At 60.1% G+C, this 17891-nt stretch carries 17 protein-coding genes; 10 read left to right on the top strand and 7 right to left on the bottom strand.

Going from position 1 to position 17891, the window contains the following annotated elements:
* The first annotated feature begins 39 nt into the window (after positions 1-39).
* Positions 40-756: a ParA family protein gene (locus WDZ78_RS09805; RefSeq protein WP_020009260.1), complete on the top strand. Its 717-nt coding sequence runs from the start codon at positions 40-42 to the stop codon at positions 754-756.
* Positions 757-828: 72 nt separating this feature from the next.
* Here WDZ78_RS09805 and WDZ78_RS09810 read toward each other — a convergent pair whose 3' ends face one another.
* Positions 829-1347, bottom strand: coding sequence for a Spy/CpxP family protein refolding chaperone (locus WDZ78_RS09810; protein WP_020009261.1), 519 nt, complete (start codon positions 1345-1347; stop codon positions 829-831).
* Positions 1348-1404: 57 nt separating this feature from the next.
* Between WDZ78_RS09810 and WDZ78_RS09815 the strand changes: the two genes are divergently transcribed.
* The 3 genes from WDZ78_RS09815 to WDZ78_RS09825 are packed head-to-tail and all read left to right on the top strand — an operon-like array spanning position 1405 to position 3896.
* On the top strand, positions 1405-1959 hold the full coding sequence (locus WDZ78_RS09815) for a Crp/Fnr family transcriptional regulator (RefSeq protein WP_425672904.1): 555 nt from the start codon (positions 1405-1407) through the stop codon (positions 1957-1959).
* Between the two features lie 37 nt (positions 1960-1996).
* On the top strand, positions 1997-2644 hold the full coding sequence (locus tag WDZ78_RS09820; RefSeq protein WP_425672905.1) for a TetR/AcrR family transcriptional regulator: 648 nt from the start codon (positions 1997-1999) through the stop codon (positions 2642-2644).
* Between the two features lie 46 nt (positions 2645-2690).
* Positions 2691-3896 (top strand): MFS transporter, encoded by a 1206-nt coding sequence (locus WDZ78_RS09825; RefSeq protein ID WP_207909206.1) that lies wholly within the window; start codon positions 2691-2693, stop codon positions 3894-3896.
* 66 nt (positions 3897-3962) lie between these two features.
* On the opposite strand, the gene WDZ78_RS09830 is transcribed toward WDZ78_RS09825, so the two are convergent.
* The gene (locus tag WDZ78_RS09830; protein ID WP_425672906.1) at positions 3963-5354 is read right to left on the bottom strand and encodes a L,D-transpeptidase family protein; all 1392 of its coding nucleotides are present in this window, start codon (positions 5352-5354) and stop codon (positions 3963-3965) included.
* Between the two features lie 155 nt (positions 5355-5509).
* Here WDZ78_RS09830 and WDZ78_RS09835 point away from each other — a divergent pair, with 155 nt between their 5' ends.
* The 3 genes from WDZ78_RS09835 to WDZ78_RS09845 all read left to right on the top strand — a co-directional run bounded on the left by WDZ78_RS09835 (position 5510) and on the right by WDZ78_RS09845 (position 7186).
* On the top strand, positions 5510-6343 hold the full coding sequence (locus WDZ78_RS09835; RefSeq protein ID WP_425672907.1) for an aldose 1-epimerase family protein: 834 nt from the start codon (positions 5510-5512) through the stop codon (positions 6341-6343).
* 116 nt (positions 6344-6459) lie between these two features.
* Positions 6460-6798, top strand: coding sequence for a TIGR01244 family sulfur transferase (locus WDZ78_RS09840; protein ID WP_020009267.1), 339 nt, complete (start codon positions 6460-6462; stop codon positions 6796-6798).
* 46 nt (positions 6799-6844) lie between these two features.
* A complete protein-coding gene (locus tag WDZ78_RS09845; protein WP_003494829.1) occupies positions 6845-7186 on the top strand; it encodes a RidA family protein in 342 nt (113 codons plus the stop codon).
* 223 nt (positions 7187-7409) lie between these two features.
* Here WDZ78_RS09845 and WDZ78_RS09850 read toward each other — a convergent pair whose 3' ends face one another.
* The 4 genes from WDZ78_RS09850 to WDZ78_RS09865 all read right to left on the bottom strand — a co-directional run bounded on the left by WDZ78_RS09850 (position 7410) and on the right by WDZ78_RS09865 (position 12269).
* Complete coding sequence (locus WDZ78_RS09850) at positions 7410-8162, bottom strand: HugZ family protein (RefSeq protein WP_425672908.1); 753 nt, start codon at positions 8160-8162, stop codon at positions 7410-7412.
* 189 nt (positions 8163-8351) lie between these two features.
* Positions 8352-10019, bottom strand: a complete 1668-nt coding sequence (locus WDZ78_RS09855) for a thiamine pyrophosphate-binding protein (RefSeq protein WP_425672909.1) — start codon at positions 10017-10019, stop codon at positions 8352-8354.
* The gene (locus WDZ78_RS09860; protein WP_425672910.1) at positions 10016-11218 is read right to left on the bottom strand and encodes a CaiB/BaiF CoA transferase family protein; all 1203 of its coding nucleotides are present in this window, start codon (positions 11216-11218) and stop codon (positions 10016-10018) included. The genes WDZ78_RS09855 and WDZ78_RS09860 overlap by 4 nt, the downstream gene beginning before the upstream one ends.
* A 100-nt stretch (positions 11219-11318) precedes the next feature.
* Positions 11319-12269, bottom strand: a complete 951-nt coding sequence (locus WDZ78_RS09865; protein WP_425672911.1) for an alpha/beta fold hydrolase — start codon at positions 12267-12269, stop codon at positions 11319-11321.
* A gap of 147 nt (positions 12270-12416) precedes the next feature.
* On the opposite strand from WDZ78_RS09865, the gene ettA reads away from it, so the two are divergent.
* The 3 genes from ettA (at position 12417) to metF (ending at position 16135) form a co-directional block, all read left to right on the top strand.
* Positions 12417-14066: an energy-dependent translational throttle protein EttA gene (gene ettA / locus WDZ78_RS09870; RefSeq protein WP_004430692.1), complete on the top strand. Its 1650-nt coding sequence runs from the start codon at positions 12417-12419 to the stop codon at positions 14064-14066.
* 160 nt (positions 14067-14226) lie between these two features.
* Positions 14227-15240, top strand: a complete 1014-nt coding sequence (locus WDZ78_RS09875) for an ArsR/SmtB family transcription factor (RefSeq protein WP_020009272.1) — start codon at positions 14227-14229, stop codon at positions 15238-15240.
* 1 nt (position 15241) lies between these two features.
* Positions 15242-16135, top strand: a complete 894-nt coding sequence (gene metF / locus WDZ78_RS09880) for a methylenetetrahydrofolate reductase [NAD(P)H] (RefSeq protein ID WP_004430696.1) — start codon at positions 15242-15244, stop codon at positions 16133-16135.
* A 465-nt stretch (positions 16136-16600) separates the two neighbouring features.
* Here metF and WDZ78_RS09885 read toward each other — a convergent pair whose 3' ends face one another.
* On the bottom strand, positions 16601-17827 hold the full coding sequence (locus WDZ78_RS09885; RefSeq protein ID WP_020009274.1) for a lytic murein transglycosylase: 1227 nt from the start codon (positions 17825-17827) through the stop codon (positions 16601-16603).
* Between the last annotated feature and the right edge of the window lie 64 nt (positions 17828-17891).

Here is a 17891-nt window from a genome sequence, read left to right on the forward strand (position 1 = left end):
TGAATGAGCATGAAACGGCTCTGACCAACAGGGGGTATCATGTCAGTCATCACTTTCGCCAATACCAAGGGCGGCGCTGGAAAAACCACGGCTGTGCTGCTTCTCGCGACCGAACTGGCCAGCAGCGGCCACCGCGTGACGGTTCTAGACGCCGATCCGCAATTGTGGATTTCCCGCTGGCGCGAATTATCAGGCGACATCGAAAATCTCTCGGTGATTTCGCATGTGACGATGGCCTCGCTCGAGGGTCATATTCGCGAAAACAAGGCCAACACCGACTGTTTCATCATCGACCTTCCGGGAGCGAAAACGCCGCTTCTGACGATGGCGCTCGGTATTTCCGATCATGTGCTTATCCCGGTACAGGGTTCAGCCATGGATGCGCGCGGCGCTGCCGAGGTTCTCGATCATATCGAATTCCTGAACCGCAAGATGGGCAAGGCGATCGCCCATTCCATCGTGCTGACGCGGGTCAATGCCATGGTGGCGACGCGCTCCCTGCTTCTCGTCAAAATGCTGCTGGCTGAGAAGAACGTCTCGGTTCTCAATACGCCGATTGTCGAGAGAGCAGCCTATCGCGATATTTTCGATTATGGCGGCACGCTTCTCTGTCTCGACAAGGACAAGGTCAGCAATATCGACAAGGCCGTGGAGAATGCGAAAGCCTTCGCGACTGAGGTCGTCGGCCTTCTGCCGCAACGGCTTCTGCGGCTCGGCACGCAACCTGCGCGCCTCTTCACCCGCAAAGCCGCCTGAGAGCCGGAGCTGCCTGAAGCGCAGGGACAGGTTCCGTCCGCCTGCTTAAGGCCAGAGGACATTTCCGGGCCGTCAAGGCGCATAGCCGCGCAGCTTGTTGTAACGTGTGACCTGCTCCTTGGTCAGCAGCTTCACCGTTTCGAGATGAGCGGCAAGGTGGATGTATCTCAGCCTGGCGCGGCTTTCTTCAATACGGTCGAGCTGCGCGCGCAGTTGATCCGCATTGATCGCGCCGGTACGGAAGCTGGCATCCAGCGCCGCTTCGCCGGCGATCATTTGCCTGCCCTCTGTCGCGGCATCTTTCCGCATGGTTTGAAACAGCTGCTGGACGGCGGCGGTCTGCTCCGCCGTCAGCGCCAGTTCGGTCGCCATCTTGCTGACATGTGAGGGACCCGGCATACCGTTGAGATCGGCGGCTTTCGCAAAGCCCCATCCGCCTCCCTGTTCCAATTCGGCAATATCTTCAGCCGACAGGCTCTTGATGGTTCGGCTCTGCTGGCCCGCATAGGGCGATTGGTGGAGATGCCGCTCTTCCCCGGCGGCTGAGAGGGGGAGAAGAGCGGTTAGGAAGACAAGAACCGTGGATTTCATGAGGCTACTCGGGTTGTTGCGATCCCCTGAGCTTGCCAGCCGGCCGGTTTGCCGGACATGATAGAAATCATGTCGAGTTCGATTTTTGACCAGCTTCGCCCGAGGGCGTCCATCTCCCGATCCTTTGAAAAAGGTGAATACCTTTTTCATCAGGGCGATCCCATTCACATGCTGGCGCTGGTCGCCGAGGGCTGCGTCCACCTGATGCGGTTTCAGGCGGATGGACATAGTGCAGTGTTGCAGCGCGCGGGGCCCCTGACGATTCTTGCCGAAGCCTCGGTCTTCTCGAAGCAATATCACTGCGACGCCATCGCGATGACGGCAGGGCGCGCATTGTTCGTGTCAATCAGCACGCTGCGGCAATTGCTGGAACGCGAACCCGCATTCGCACTCGAATGGATAAATCATATCTCCGGCGAGCTAAAAAAGGTCAGGACGCGGGCGGAAATATTGGCGCTGCGCTCGGTTGGCGCGCGGCTCGATGCCTGGATCACTGTCAATGAAGGTCTGCTTCCGCCCAAGGGTCAATGGAAGAGCCTCGCGGCTGAAATAGGCGTTTCTGCCGAGGCTTTGTATCGGGAAATAGCCAGACGCCCGGCTTCATCCGACTAACCGGGCGCAGGCAGAAAATTATTCGCTTGATTTGGAAATGATCGTTTCCTATATTGCGGCCATGACCAATATCGCCCAACCCAATTCTCAGGAGCAGCGCCATCGCGGCAGGCCACGCGAGTTCGATCTCGACCGTGCACTTGATGGCGCGATCCGCGTTTTTTCCAGACGAGGTTACCACGCTACCTCCGTTGGTGATCTCACCGATGCGATGGAACTGGCGCAGGGCAGTCTTTACAAGGCCTTCAAGGACAAGAAGGCCGTGTTCATCGCCACGATGGAGCGCTACAGGATCGTACAGACCGAGCGTTTCGAGGCAGCGGTGGCCGGCTTCGATACCGGTTATGAGCGCCTTAGGGCAGGCCTGATGTTCTATGCGGAACGGTCGCATGGTGGTGTCGGCTCTGACGGATGTCTGGTGGTTGGTGCTGCTGCCGATCTGGCGGCCCTGGATGACGACATTGCAGTTGTGGTCGAGCGGGCTGTGAAGGCGAGGGAGCGCATCGTTGCCCGTCTCGTTGCCGAAGGGCAGAAGGATGGTTCCGTAGGTTCAAAGGCTGATCCCGATGATCTCGCCCGGGCGATGTTGTGCATGATGTACGGCATGCGCGTGGTGGGAAAGACGGGGCGCAGCCTCAAAGACATGGTGGCCGTGGTGGATATCGCCATGAAGCTTGCCGAGTGATTTTATGACTATTTAGGAAACGATTGTTTCCATATTGGAGAGAATGATGACGACGCGTGTAATTGAAGGGGATGATGTTGAGGCAACATCCATTTCCCCGGCCTTGACTTTCCTCCTGGCGACAGCCTGCGGACTGATTGCCGCCAACCTTTATTATGGCCAGCCGCTTGCCGGCATTATCGGGGCGGAACTTGGTCTTTCCGCCGGCGCTACCGGCCTTATCGTAACCCTGACTCAGATCGGTTACGGTATCGGTCTGCTGTTTGTCGTGCCGCTTGGCGATCTCGTTGAAAACCGCAAGCTGGTCGTCAGTTCCGTCGCGATGGCGGTGCTTTCCCTCGTGGGAGCGGCATTCGCGCCGCATGCGGCCCCGTTTCTGATTGCGGCCTTTCTCGTCGGCGTCAGTTCGGTGGCGGTACAGGTCATCGTTCCCTATGCCGCCCATATGGCGCCGCACGCCATTCGCGGGCGGGTGGTCGGTAATGTCATGAGCGGGCTGATGGCCGGCATCATGCTGGCGCGGCCGGTTTCCAGCCTGTTGTCGGAAGTGGTGTCCTGGCGCGGTGTGTTTCTGACGTCTGCGGCAGTCATGGCGCTTCTTGCCGTGGTGCTTTTCCGGCTTCTGCCCGCCCGTATGCCCGATGCGCGGCTGAGCTATGGGGCCTTGATGGCCTCGATGGGCCGGCTGGCGCTGCACACGCCGATCCTGCGGCGGCGGGCGATCTATCACGCCTTCCTGTTTGCGGCTTTCAGCCTGTTCTGGACCACGACGCCGCTTTATCTGAGCGGACCGCATTTTAATCTGAGCCAGGGTGAGATTGCGCTCTTTGCACTGGCCGGTGCGGCCGGCACCGTGGCCGCTCCGATTGCCGGGCGGATGGCCGATCGCGGCTGGACGCGTGCGGCCACCTTCTTTGCACTGGTGGCGGTGGCGCTCTCCTTCGCCGTCACCCATCTGGCGCCTGAAGGTTCACATCTGGCGCTCGCCATTCTGGTCGTCGCAGCCATCGTTCTGGATTTCGGCGTCACCACCAATCTGGTGCTCGGCCAGCGGGCGATCTTTACGCTCGGAGCGGAATTCCGCAGCCGCCTGAACGGTATCTACATGGCGACGTTTTTCATGGGCGGCGCGATCGGTTCCGCCGTGGGCGGCTGGGCCTATGCCGTTGGCGAATGGCAAGCCGCCTCGTGGATCGGCTTTGCCTTGCCGGTGGCAGCCCTTCTATATTTCCTGACGGAAAAGCGCGACTGAAACGCCATCAACGAAAAAAGCCCGGCGGACCAAACCGCCGGGCTTTTTCTTTTTCTTCCAGCCGATTTATTCCGCGAATTCGACCACCACGCCGGGACGGACCATTTTCGCCAGCTCGGTCGCATCCCAGTTGGTCAGGCGGATACAGCCGTGGCTGTTGGTCTTGCCGATCTTGGACGGTTCCGGCGTGCCGTGAATGCCGTAAGTCGGCTTCGACAGGGCGATCCAGACCGTGCCGACCGGGCCGTTCGGACCCGGCGGGATCTGCAGGATCTTGTCGTTCTGGCCCTGCTTGAAGTTGATCTTCGGATTATAGGTGTAACCCGGATTGAGCGCGATGCGCTCCACCGTATGCGTGCCGCTCGGCGAGGGCGTATCCGTGGAACCGATAGTGGCGGGATAGGCTGCGATCAGGTTGCCGTCCTGACCATAAGCGAAGACCTGCTTGATACCCTTGTGCGCAACGATACGGGCGACCTGCCCCTTCTTCGTCTCGCCCGGATTAACGACCTTGATGATCGTACCGGGCACGGAGAAATCGATGCCGGGGTTCAGTTCCTTCAGGTAGTTCTCATCCATATGGAAGCGTTCGGCCAGCGCCTCGGACGTGGAGGTGAAGGAGAGCGCCGGCAATTGTGATTTTGCGGCATAGTCGTCCGGAATGGAGGCGACATAGGGGCCTGCGGCATCGGCAGCCGTGATCGTATAATCCACGATCGGCATGCCGCCGGAGGCGCGCAGCCGCTCCAGAATATCATCGGAATTGTTCGGATCGAGCTTTTCGCCGGTCATGTCCTGCCAGGCGGCAATCGCCTTGTTGACGTTGTCGCCCATCTTGCCGTCGATAACGCCGGGCGAGATGCCCTCGCGATCGAGGAAGGTCTGCAGCGCGACGATTTCCTGACGCGAGCGGTTGACCGGTGTGGTCACCGGCGTATGCCGCTCAATCAGGTGATCCGGCTGTGGAACGGCGGCCGTGGTGCTTTCGCCCGGCATCGGCTGGCCGAGCGGGCCGCTTTCCACTGCGCCGGGCGCGGGAACGGAGCCGGTATAAAAGTTGTTGTCGGAGCCGTCGCCGCGATATTCGCGGTAATCGCGCACGCTGCCATTGTCCTGATAACCGTAGTCGCGCTGCGGCTCGCGATACTGGCCGCCGGGGGCGGGCGGGTAATAGGTGGTGTCGCGCTGGCGCGCCTGCTGACGCTGCTGATAACCGGAAGGCATTTCGGTGGCCAGGAGATTGCCGTACTGGTCGTAAAACACCGTGCGGCCCATCGCATCACGGCTGATGACGATATCACCGCGCTCCGGCATGAAGTCGAGCACACGACCGTCCGGAGTGACCAGCATTGTCTGCTGCTGGTCGCCATAACGCTGCTGCGCGCCAGCCTGGAGCGGGGCGATAACCGCCACCAGCGCGACTGTCAGACCCAGAGCTGCGTTAAGAAACTGTTTCACGATTCTGCTATCCCTTGCTTGTTCACCGATAAACACACCGCAATCTTGACCCTATTGTGAAAAAGGTGAATTCGCGGTTAATGCAATCTTAATTTCCGTCACGGTTAGTAGCGTTTCCGTGAACCATGCGTTTTTAGTGCCACAGGGAGGTTGTCTTGCGTTCGTTTCAGGCTGGCAGGTCGCCACGCATTTTCCTCGATGAAACCTCCGTTTTCGATATCGGCTCCTGTGTCGTCGATGGCATCGATATCGCGCCCGGCCGCGCCATTCCCGATGATGGCGATGCGCGTATCGACCATTCGCTGGAAGGCTTTCTGTTCACCTGCGGTCCCGACCATATCCGCCATCCCGAACCGATCGATGGCGACGGTGAGGGGCGTCGATATCCGCTGCATGGCTCCTTCTCCTCGCATCCCGCGACGATCATCGTCTTCGATGTTCAGGAGTCCAATGCGCTGGCGCGCGTCGAGGTTCCCGTAAAGCTCGCCGATGGTGGCACAGCACTGCTGGAACGGACATGGAGCATCCATGGCGAAAGCGGCGAAGTCAGCCTTGATGACAGGATCGTCAATACGTCAGACCGGCCGATCCCGGTATTCCTGATGTATCACATGAATGTCGGCGCCCGCCTGTTTGATGATGCCGTGCGGCTTGAAGGCGCGATGCTGGATGGCGGCGGCCACGGCTGGCGTTTTGGCGAGGAGCCGGGCAATGTTTTCTGTGTTTCCGCCGGCAAGGACGAATGGGCGGAATTGAAGCTTGGCCCGATTGCGGCCATTGGCGGGAAGACACTGACCGTGCGTTTTCGCACGGAGACGCTGCCCTATCTGCAAATGTGGCGTAACCAGCAGGAGCCCGCCAATGTGCTCGGCATCGAGCCGGTTTCGCATCGCTGGGTGGGGCGCGGCGAGCTTGAGGCGGCGGGCGAGTTCAATATTCTTCAGCCGGGCGAAAGCCGTTCCTTCGGCCTGCGCTTTTCCATCCTCTGAGCCGTACCGAATGAAGGCCGCGCATCATTGACGCATGGGGTTTGACCGCTTACATCGGATGCGGATTTAAGGATGACAGCCAGCGGCGCGGACGCCGGTTTCAGCGGAGGTATGACATGGATATCAGGCGCATAGACGACGAATATTCGGTAACGGGACAGATCAGCGTTGCCGATCTGGACGAGATCAAGGCGCTCGGCTTCAAGTCGATCGTCTGCCACCGCCCCGACGGCGAAGAAGACGGCCAGCCGCTTTTTGCCGATATTGCCGAGCGTGCGGAACAGCTTGGCCTCACCATCATGCATGTGCCTGTTGGCCGATATGGCGTCGACGCCGATGCCGCTGCCGGCATGGTGGATGCGCTGGACGAATTGCAGCGTCCGATGCTCGGTTATTGCCGCTCCGGCGCGCGCTCGACGGCCATCTACGAAAAGACCCATCACCTGCGCGGCTGATTTTCCGCACATCCCGACTTTTAATGCCAATCAACAGGAGTTTTTCATGACCATCAAGCGTATCGAGCCGGGCAAGCGCATGAGCGGCGCCGTCGTTCACGGCAACACCGTTTACCTGGCCGGCCAGGTTGGCGAAGGCACGAGCGTTACGGAACAGAGCAAGTCTGCTCTCGCTGAAGTCGACCGCCTGCTGGCCGCTGCCGGTTCGGACAAGTCGAAGATCCTGCAGACGATCATCTACCTCTCCGACATGTCCACCTTCGGCGAAATGAACGCCGTCTGGGAAGGCTGGATCGACCCGGCAAACCCGCCGGCCCGCGCCACCAGCGGTGCACCATTGGCAACGCCGGATTACAAGGTTGAGTTCATCGTGACCGCTGCTCTCTGAGCATCCGTCTGATTTTTGAGAAAGGCCGGGTCGCGGAAAGCGGCCCGGCCTTTTTTGATGAGAAAATTCGAAACCTTCGTTTCGTCATCCTCGGGCTTGTCCCGAGGATCCAATCACCTATCGCAATTTGATAGGTTGCAGATGCTCGGGACAGGCCCGAGCATGACGGAGGAGAGGGGATTGTCCCAGGTTTGTGAATCGCTTGGAAACGTCACTTCAAAAGCTAAGCAAGCGCCTTCTCAAACAGCTTCAACGTCGTCACCCGCTCCGCAAACCACAGCCTGGCCAGATCGCTCGCCGAGGCGAGATCGATGCCTTCAGGGTCGATGGAGGTGATCGTCCAGCGGCCGCTTTTTGCGCCGGCCAGAACGGCAAGCCGGGATGCTTCGCCCTTGATGGCGTTAAGGCGGATGGCTTCGCTTTCCGCCGCCGCCATCAGTTCGTCTGCGCCTGACAGATCGGTGCGCAGATCGGCCGGGGTGATGTTGCTGGCATTGCGGGCCGGGCCGCCATTGATCTGCACACCTTCCGTCCGCAGCCGGTAAAGCCGCGTATCGGGAAGGGAGAGATAAAGCTTCGCTTTGGGGTAGCGGGCAATGTAGCGCGCGATGGCGAGTGGCCCTTTATCCGGGCCGATTTGTTCCGCCTTGCCCACCAGTGTCAGCCGCGGCAGCGTCAGCGCATCGCCCTTGCCGAAGGGGGCGAGCGTCAGCGAGATGCGCGGGTCCGCCTCCATGTTGCGGGCATGCAGCGTCAGCCCGGCGGCGAAGAAGAAAGGCGTGCCATCCGGCTCGATGCCGATATTGGTAGCGGTCGTATAGGGATAGCCGCTGATAGGATCGAGCGTGGCAAGCGCTGCCGTGCGGGAAGTGTGCAGCACATCGCGGGCCACGCGCACGGCCTCGAAAGGCGCGCCAGCCGAGGGTTCGATTTTTGCGCCGCGCGGGGTGATGACGGGAGAGACTGCATCCGGCATGTCGTTTCCTGATCCAAAGGGCTGCTGAAAGAAGTGTGAGACCCCTTCTTCGTCATGCTCGGGCCTGTCCCGAGCATCTGCAACGGATGAACTTTGCGATACGTGATTGGATCCTCGGGACAGGCCCGAGGATGACGTCGTGCGAGCGTCAGGATTTACACCATGCCGGAACCATGTCCATGCGCAATGTCACGCGCGGGTCCTGATCTGCGTCAGGGTCCGTGTCGGCGTGATGGCTTCAGCGTCCAGCTTCACCTCGATGATGGCCGGCTTGCCGCTTGCACGGGCCCGTTCGAAGGCGGCGGCGAAGTCTTCGGTCCTTTCCACCGTTTCGCCGTGGCCGCCATAGGCCTTGGCAAAGGCGTTGAAATCCGGGTTGACGAGATCCGTGCCGCTGACACGGCCGGGATATTCCCGCTCCTGATGCATGCGGATCGTGCCGTAGGTGCCGTTATTGACCAGCACGGTGATGATCGGCAGGCCGTAACGCACGGCAGTGATGAATTCCTGACCATGCATCATGAAACAGCCGTCACCGGCAAAACAGATCACCTCACGCTCCGGGAAAAGGTGCTTCGCGGCAACCGCCGCCGGCAGGCCGTAACCCATCGAGCCTGATGTCGGCGCCGATTGCGTGTTGTAGCGACGGAAACGATGGAAGCGATGCACCCAGGTGGCATAGTTGCCCGCGCCATTGGTGAAGATCGCATCCTCGGGCACATTCGCCTCGATCCAGTCCATGATCGGCCCCATCTGCACCGCGCCGGGGCCAGTCTGCGGTGGGGTGGACCAATTCAGATAGGCCGAATGCATGGCGGCGGTGCGGTCCGCCCATGCGGCATTCGCGGTAAGGGTGAGCGAGGAGAGGGCGGCAACGAAATCATCCGGCGCGGCGCAGATCGCAAGATCAGGACGGTAAACGCGGCCAAGCTCTTCGGCTTCGGGATAGATGTGGACGAGTTTCTGCGAGGGGTAGGGGATGTCGAGCAGCGTATAGCCGGAAGACGGCATTTCGGAGAGGCGGCCGCCGAGCAGAACGACGAGATCGGCCTCCTTGATCTCCTTGGTCAGCGCCGGATTGATGCCGATACCGACATCGCCCGCATAGGAGGGGCTCAGATGATCGAACAGCATCTGACGGCGGAAGGAGCAGCCGACGGGAAGTTTGTGCTTTTCCGCAAAAGCCTTGAAGCCTGCGACGCTTTCCTCGGACCAGCGCGTGCCGCCGATGATGAAGACCGGGCGCTTTGCCTCATCAAGCATTTTCGCGAAGGCGGCCATCTGCGACGGGCCAGGATGTGCCTCGACGGGTGTGTAGGGCTTCGCCTGGGGCGCTTCGACCTCTTCCACCAGCATGTCTTCGGGCAGGGTCAGCACAACCGGGCCGGGGCGGCCGGAGGTGGCGACGGCAAAGGCGCGGGTGACGAATTCGGGAATGCGGCGGGCATCGTCGATCTCGCCCACCCATTTGGCGAATTCGGTGAAAGCGCGGCGATATTCCACTTCCTGAAACGCCTCGCGCTCACGCGCTTCGCGCTGCACCTGGCCGATGAAGAGGATCATCGGAATGGAATCCTGCCGTGCGATATGCAGGCCGGCCGAGGCGTTGGTTGCGCCCGGACCACGGGTCACCATGCAGATGCCGGGTTCGCCGGTCAGCCGGCCCCAGGTGTCGGCCATCATGGCGGCGCCGCCTTCCTGGCGGCAGACCACGGTTTCGATGCCGCTTTCATAAAGCGCATCCAGCACGGCGAGATAGCTTTCGCCCGGAACGCAGGAAACGCGGGAGACGCCATTGGCCTTCAGCGCTTCGACGATCAATTGCCCGCCTGTTCTTTTCATTCCGGCTGCAGTCATGGCGTCGTGGTCCTTTCGATGTTTTCCAGTTCGGCCAGCACCTGCGCCTGATGTTCGCCGAGCTTCGGGCTCGGGCGTTCATAGCGCAGCGGCGTTTGCGACATGATAATGGGTGTGCGGACACCGGGGATGACGGTGCCGTCTTCCGCTTCCAGATCGATGCGAAGGCCACGTGCCTGAACCTGTGGATCGGCGAACATTTCCTCGATGGAGTTGATCGGCCCGGCCGGGACGGCGTTCTTTTCGCAGGCGGTCAGAAGATCGCGCTTCTGCCATTTCAAGGTTTCCGTGGACACGATCTGTCGCACCTCGACCTTATGGGCCACGCGGGCCTTGTTCGTCGCGTAACGCTCGTCGTCGGCAATCGCGCCGATGCCGAGAATATTGCAGAGACGGCGGAACTGGCCGTCATTGCCGACCGCGAGGATCAGGAAACCGTCGGCAGTCGGCACCACCTCATAGGGGGAAATATTCGGGTGGGCGTTGCCGAGCCGGACGGGAGGCTTGCCGGAAATCAGGTAATTCATGTTCTGGTTCGCCAGCACGGCCGACTGCACATCGAGAAGCGCCATGTCGATGTGCTGGCCTTCGCCTGATCGAATGGCGTGGATCAGGGCCGCCTGAATGGCTGACACGGAATAGATGCCGGTAAAGATATCGGCAACCGCAACACCCGCCTTCATCGGCTGTCCGTCCGCTTCGCCCGTGATCGACATGAAACCGGACATGCCCTGCACGATATAGTCGTATCCGGCGAGATCGGCATAAGGCCCGGTCTGGCCGAAGCCGGTGATGGAGCAATAGATCAGCTTCGGATTGAGCGCCCGCAGGCTCTCGTAGTCGAGGCCATATTTGGCAAGCCCGCCGCGCTTGAAATTCTCGATGACGACATCGGCGGTGCGCACCAGCCGGCGCACCAGCTCGCAACCCTCAGGCGTCTTCAGATCGGCGACGATCGAGCGTTTGCCGCGATTGGTGGCGTGATAATAGGCGGCGGAGAGGTTTTCTCCATCGGCATCCTCGAAAAAGGGCGGCCCCCATGCGCGGGTATCGTCGCCGCCTTCGGGGTTTTCCACCTTGATGACATCAGCGCCCATATCGGCCAGCATCTGCCCCGCCCAGGGACCGGCCAGAACACGCGCCAGCTCGATGACGCGAATGCCTGATAGCGGCGGTTTCCTGTTCGGCATGTCGGTCATCTGTCCCCCGGTATTTGTGTCTGCCGGTTTATAGACCGCTGCTTGCCGCGTCGCATGTGATTTTATCTCATGGACTTATTCCGTTTCGGCAAAGGCTGCCTCAATCGCCGACGACGCGCCCGCACCAGGCGGCGAAATCCGCCGCCACGGCCTGCCAGCCGATCTCGTTCAAGGTCTCGTGCCGCATGCCCTTGTAGATCGTGTGCTCGACATGGCTGAAGCCGGCCTCCCGGAAACGCTCCGCCAGCCAGACGATCTCTTGGCCGTCATTGGTGGCTGAATCCTGATCGCCGCTGACAAGCAGAAGCGGCAAGGTTTTCGGAAGGCGCTCAATGAGTTTCGGTGCACGAAAGGACATTTGGAAAACATCCTGCCACAGGGAAACACTTGCCTCGAACTGGCAGAGCGGATCTTCCACATAGGCATCCACTGCCGCCTTGTCATGGCTAAGCCAGTCCGCATGGGTGCGCTTTTCCGGCATTCGGGCATTCCATACGCGGAAGGTTGCCTTCGGCAGAATGGCGCTCGGCACATCAGAGCCTTTCAGCATTTTTTCCAGCCGCAACAGCACCTGCGCGACGCGGCCCATGAGGCCGGGGTTGAGATTGGAATTCCAGATCGACAGGCCGTCGAAGGCATCCGGATGGCTGACGGCGGTGTTAAGCGCCACGAGGCCGCCCATGGAATGGCCGAACAGGATCACCGGCAGGCCGGGGTGCCTTTCGCCGACCATCCGGCGCATCGCCATGACGTCGGCGATGACCTTTTCCGCGCCGTCCTTCCAGCCAAAACGGCCAAGAGGCGCATCTGCCGCTCTCGTGCGGCCATGGCCGCGATGGTCGTGGGCATAGACTTCGAAACCCTGCTTCGACATCACATCCGCGAACCGGCGATAACGTCCGGCATGGTCGACAAGGCCATGGCAGATCATCAGCACGCCGCGCGCCGGGGAAAGGGCGGAGGGCTGGTGGCGAAAGGCGATGGATGCGCCGGAGGGGGCTTCCAGTCTCTCAATACGGCTGAAGGCCAAGTCGTCGGTCGTTTCATTCATGATCGCGCCTGTCCTGCCATAACATCTCTTGTCATAATCATGGGGTCATAATCGTGCCAGAGGTTGCCCCAAGGTCCTATTTACCCTACATAGCGGCAAATTTCCCGATACGTACTCTTTAAAATCCGATGTGGAGCATTCGCTACAATGGCACGTCAATTCATCTATCACATGGCCGGGCTGAACAAGGCCTATGGCGCGAAGAAGGTTCTGGAGAACGTTCATCTCTCCTTCTACCCAGACGCCAAGATCGGTATCCTCGGCCCCAACGGCGCCGGTAAGTCGACTGTTTTGAAGATCATGGCCGGTCTCGACAAGGAATATACCGGCGAGGCATGGCTGGCCGAAGGTGCTACGCTCGGTTATCTCGAGCAGGAGCCGAAGCTCGACGAAAACAAGACCGTGATGGAAAACGTCATGGAAGGCGTGGCGAGCAAGACGGCCATCGTTGACCGCTACAACGAATTGATGATGAATTATTCCGACGAAACGGCGGATGAGGGCGCGAAGCTTCAGGACATCATCGACAGCCAGAACCTGTGGGATCTGGAAAACCAGGTTGAAATGGCCATGGACGCCCTGCGTTGCCCGCCCGGCGACTCGGCCGTAACCGGCCTTTCGGGTGGTGAACGCCGCCGTGTGGCGCTCTGCCGCCTGCTGCTGTCGCAGCCGGACTTGCTGCTGCTCGACGAACCGACCAACCATCTTGATGCGGAAACCATCGCCTGGCTCGAAAAGCACCTGCGCGACTATCCCGGCGCCGTGATGATGATCACCCACGACCGCTACTTCCTCGACAACGTGACGGGCTGGATTCTCGAGCTCGACCGTGGTCGCGGCATTCCATACGAAGGCAACTATTCCGCTTACCTGCAGGCGAAAGCCAAGCGCATGCAGCAGGAAGCCCGCGAAGACGCCTCGCGCCAGAAGGCCATCAGCCGCGAAAGCGAGTGGATCGCCTCCAGCCCCAAGGCACGCCAGACGAAATCCAAGGCGCGTATCAAGGCCTATGACGAGCTGGTGGAAGCAGCTGAAAACCGCCGTCCCGGCGACGCGCAGATCGTTATTCCGGTTGCCGAGCGTCTTGGCCGCGTCGTCATCGAGGCCGAGAACCTCACCAAGTCCTATGGCGACCGCGTGCTGATCGAAAACCTTTCCTTCAAGCTGCCGCCCGGCGGCATCGTCGGCGTCATCGGTCCGAACGGTGCGGGTAAGTCGACGCTGTTCAAGATGATCACCGGTCAGGAACAGCCGGATAGCGGTTCTGTTACGGTTGGTGAGACCGTGCAGCTCGGTTATGTCGACCAGAGCCGCGATACGCTGGCGGGTGACAAGACCGTCTGGGAGGAAATCTCCGGCGGTAACGACATCATCAAGCTCGGCAAGTTCGAAGTGAACTCGCGCGCCTATTGCGGCGCCTTCAACTTCAAGGGCGGCGATCAGCAACAGAAGGTCGGCAACCTCTCGGGTGGTCAGCGTAACCGCGTGCACCTCGCCAAGATGCTGAAGGCCGGCGGCAACGTGCTGCTCCTCGACGAACCGACCAACGACCTTGATACGGAAACGCTGGCAGCGCTCGAAGAAGCGCTGGAAGCCTTTGCCGGTTGCGCCGTCATCATCAGCCACGACCGCATGTTCCTCGACCGCCTGGCCACCCACATCCTCGCTTTCGAGGGTGACAGCCACGTGGAATGGTTCGAAGGCAACTTCGAAGACTACGAAAAGGACAAGGTCCGCCGTCTCGGCCCGGAAAGCATCAAGCCCGGCCGCGTGAGCTACAAGCGCCTGACGCGCTGATCCCTTTCGTCATTTCTTCAAAAAGGCCCGCCGTAAAGCGGGCCTTTTTCCGTGCAATAAGTGGACATCATCGTCTCGCACGACACTTTACGCTTGCATCGAACGCTACATCGACATAAAGATATCTTTATATCTTGATTAGCTTGCGAGGCGCGGCAGAGTGACGTTCGGTCTGGACAAATTGGTGGATCTGTTGAAAGCGGCGGGTGAGACGACGCGCTTTCGCTTGCTTGCGCTTCTGGCTGCCGGCGATCTGACGGTTACCGATCTTACCGAAATCCTCGGCCAGTCGCAGCCGCGTATCTCCCGTCACCTCAAACTTTTGACGGAAGAGGGGCTGATCGAGCGTTATCAGGAAGGCGCATGGGCCTATTTCCGTCTGCGGCAGGATGGTGAGCCCGCGGGCGTCGTTCGGCAGTTGCTTGACGCTGCGTCACCGTCTGATGCCGTTCTCCAGCGTGACAGTGAACGGCTTGCCACCGTCAAGCGGGTGCGGGCGGAGCGGGCGCAGGATTATTTCAGCCGCAATGCTTCCGCCTGGGACGAACTGCGTCGCCTGCATGTCAGTGACGAGGCCGTGGAGGGTGCGCTCCTGAAGCTGGTGGGCACCACGCCTGTCGATTCGCTTCTCGATCTGGGCACCGGCACCGGCCGTATCCTGCAGCTTCTGAGCGGCATCTATCGCCGCGCGATCGGCGTCGATGCCAGCCGTGACATGCTGTCGGTGGCGCGTGCCAATCTCGACAAGGCGGGGGTGGTCAACGCCTCGGTCCGTCATGGCGATATTCTCAATCTGCCGCTGGAGGGACAGGATTTCGATCTGATCGTTATCCATCAGGTCCTGCATTTCCTCGACCAGCCGGAAATTGCGCTTTCGGAAGCCGCGCGCATGCTGCGTCCCGGTGGGCGGCTGATCGTCATCGACCTTGCGCCGCATTCCTTCGAATATCTGCGCGATGAACATGCGCATGTGCGGCTCGGTTTTTCCCATCCGCTGATGGAAGAATGGCTGAAAAAGGCCGGACTTGCTCCGGACCGCGCCGTCGATCTTCATTCTGAAAAGGCGTCCGATGAATCTCTGGACGTGACGATCTGGGTTGCCCGCGACCAGCGGCTGCTGATGGCAGACGATGTGGTGCAAGAGGCCGTTTTACTCGCTGCCGGGAGGGCATGATATGTTGAGGTCGGAAACCGCACGCCGCGATGGCGATATCCGGTTGTCTTTCGAATTTTTCCCGCCCAAGAATGCCGAGATGGAAACCCAGCTCTGGGAAACGGTTGCCGAGTTGAAGAAGTGGGATCCGGATTTCGTATCCGTCACCTATGGCGCCGGTGGATCCACCAAAGCGCCGACACTGGATGCGGTGCGCCGCATGATCGGTGACAGCCATCTGTCGACCGCCGCACATCTGACCTGCGTGGATGCCAGCCGTGAGGACGTGCATCAGGTCATCGAAGAATTCCGTAACGCCGGCGTTCGCCATTTCGTGGCGCTGCGTGGCGATCCCTCCACCGGCATCGGCACGGCTTATCAGCCGCATCCGGAAGGTTATGAGAATGCTGCAGCCCTGGTGAAGGGACTGCGCGAGATCGGCGATTTCGAGATTTCCGTTTCCGCCTATCCGGAAAAACATCCCGAGAGCGCCAGCGATGCTGTTGATATCGATATGCTGAAGCGCAAGGCGGACAATGGCGCGACGCGTGCGCTGACGCAGTTCTTCTTCGATAACGACGTGTTCGAGCGCTATATGGAGCGGGTGACGGCGGCAGGCATCACCATTCCGGTGGTTCCGGGCATCATGCCGATCCAGAATCTCACCCAGCTCAAGCGTTTCGCCGGCCGTTGCGGCACCAGCGTTCCCGGTTTCCTGGATGAGCGTTTTGAAGGCTATGACGACGATCTGGAAGGTCGTGCCCGTGTGGCTGCGGAGGTTGCCGCCGAACAGATCGCCGATCTTCAGCGTCGCGGTGTCAATGAGTTCCACCTCTACACCATGAACCGCGCGCCCCTGGTCGACGCTGTGCTTGAAAATCTCGGGCTGGAGCGTCTGCGCCGCAGCGCCGCCTGACTTAAAGCAGCAGAGCACCGACATGAAAAAAGCGCAGGTCCCTCGGGGCCTGCGCTTTTTAAACTCGTGTCATCTACGGTTCTTATCTGCGTTTGGTCTTCACGTCGTGTCAGATGAAAAGCATCATCGCTACGAACAAAAACGCCAAACCGACTGCCAAGGCATTGAGAGATTTTGTAAGTCCCATGGGTGCCTCCTGTTGTTGACAGGTTCGATAATATGACCGTTTTGTGGCAGTTGAAAAGCGGTTTCTGTGACGCAGTGCAGCACGCTTTGGCGGGGCGCAAAAAATCAATTCATGTAACATGCTGAAATTAAATGATTATTTTCTTATCACGCAGTGCTTCATATCTTTAAAAAAAGTAAATGACCGGGGTGTTATCCCCAGTCATCAGGTCGAGATTAACACTTTATGCCTTGATTCCGGCCGATAGATTAAAGTCCGGAAGGCGTCGTTAAGATTGCTTAAAGCGCCTGCAGAAGTGCGGCAGACGGCCAGCCATCAGCGGGCAGTCCGAGACGCTGCTGCTCCTTCTGGATGGCGACGCGGGTGCCGGAACCGAGAATGCCATCCACCTTGCCGACATTGTGTCCGCGCGCTTCGAGCTTGGTCTGAAGCTCCTTCATGGTCGCGTCATCGAAACCGGGCTCCGGATTGCCCTTGTTGTAGACGGGGGAGCCCATCAGGCGGGTGGCGAAATAGGCGGCCGAAGTCGTGTAGATGAACGACTGGTTCCATTCCAGATAGATGTTGAAGTTGGGATAGGTGATGAAGGTCGGTCCCTTGCGCCCCTGCGGCATGATGAGCGCTGCGGGCAGGGCGGCGAAGTTCTTGTTGCCGTCTCGTGGCGTCACGCCAAGCGCGAACCATTCGCCGGCTGTCAGCGGGCCGCCGAGGCCGGATTTTTCCCAGGGCAGGTTTTCCGGCAGGGAAACTTCCTGAATCCAGGGTTCGCCCTTCTTGAAACCGAGATGCTGGATGAACTTCGCAGCCGTCAGGATCGCATCCGGGGCGCTGCTCTTGACGTTGATGTGGCCGTCGCCATCACCATCGACGCCGAAGGCGATGATGTCCTTGGGCAGCATCTGCACCTGGCCGATTTCACCGGCCCACGCGCCGCTATTGGTGGTGGGGTCGAGATCACCATGCTGGACCATTTCGATGAGCGCTAGCAATTGCGGGCGGAAGAGTTCCGGGCGGCGGCAATCATGCGAAAGGGTCACCAGCGCGTTACGGGTGTTGAAATCACCCTGAACGGCGCCAAAATCGGTTTCCATGGCCCAGAAGGCGGCGATGACGCCGGCCGGTACACCGTATTCACTTTCGGCGCGGGCGAAGGTGGAGGACAGTTCCTGAAGCTTCTTGCGGCCGATATCCAGACGCGCCTGGCTGACGGTGCGCTGGGAGAACTCCAGGAAGGTTTGACGGAAGACGCCCTGGGCGCGGTCACGCGAGAGCACTTTCGGATCGATCTGCGCGCCTGCAAGCGCCTTCTGAATGGCATCGGCCGGAATGCCCTTGGCGAGCGCATCGGCTTTCACGCCTTCAAGAAACGCGCCGAGATCGCCGCCGCAGGAAACCTGCTTGGGATCCTCAGGCGAGGCAACGGGCGGGGTGGCGAAGGCGCAGGTGGTGGAAAGAAGCGACAAAGCGGCGGCAAAAACGATGCTGCGCGACCGGAACGTGGGCATGGGAATTTCCTCGATAGGTTGTTAGCCCGCTTTACCCATATGTTTGCGACAAAAAAACGGACCG

Origin of the sequence: Agrobacterium sp. M50-1, from assembly GCF_049843495.1 — a bacterium.
Classification (GTDB): domain Bacteria; phylum Pseudomonadota; class Alphaproteobacteria; order Rhizobiales; family Rhizobiaceae; genus Agrobacterium; species Agrobacterium radiobacter.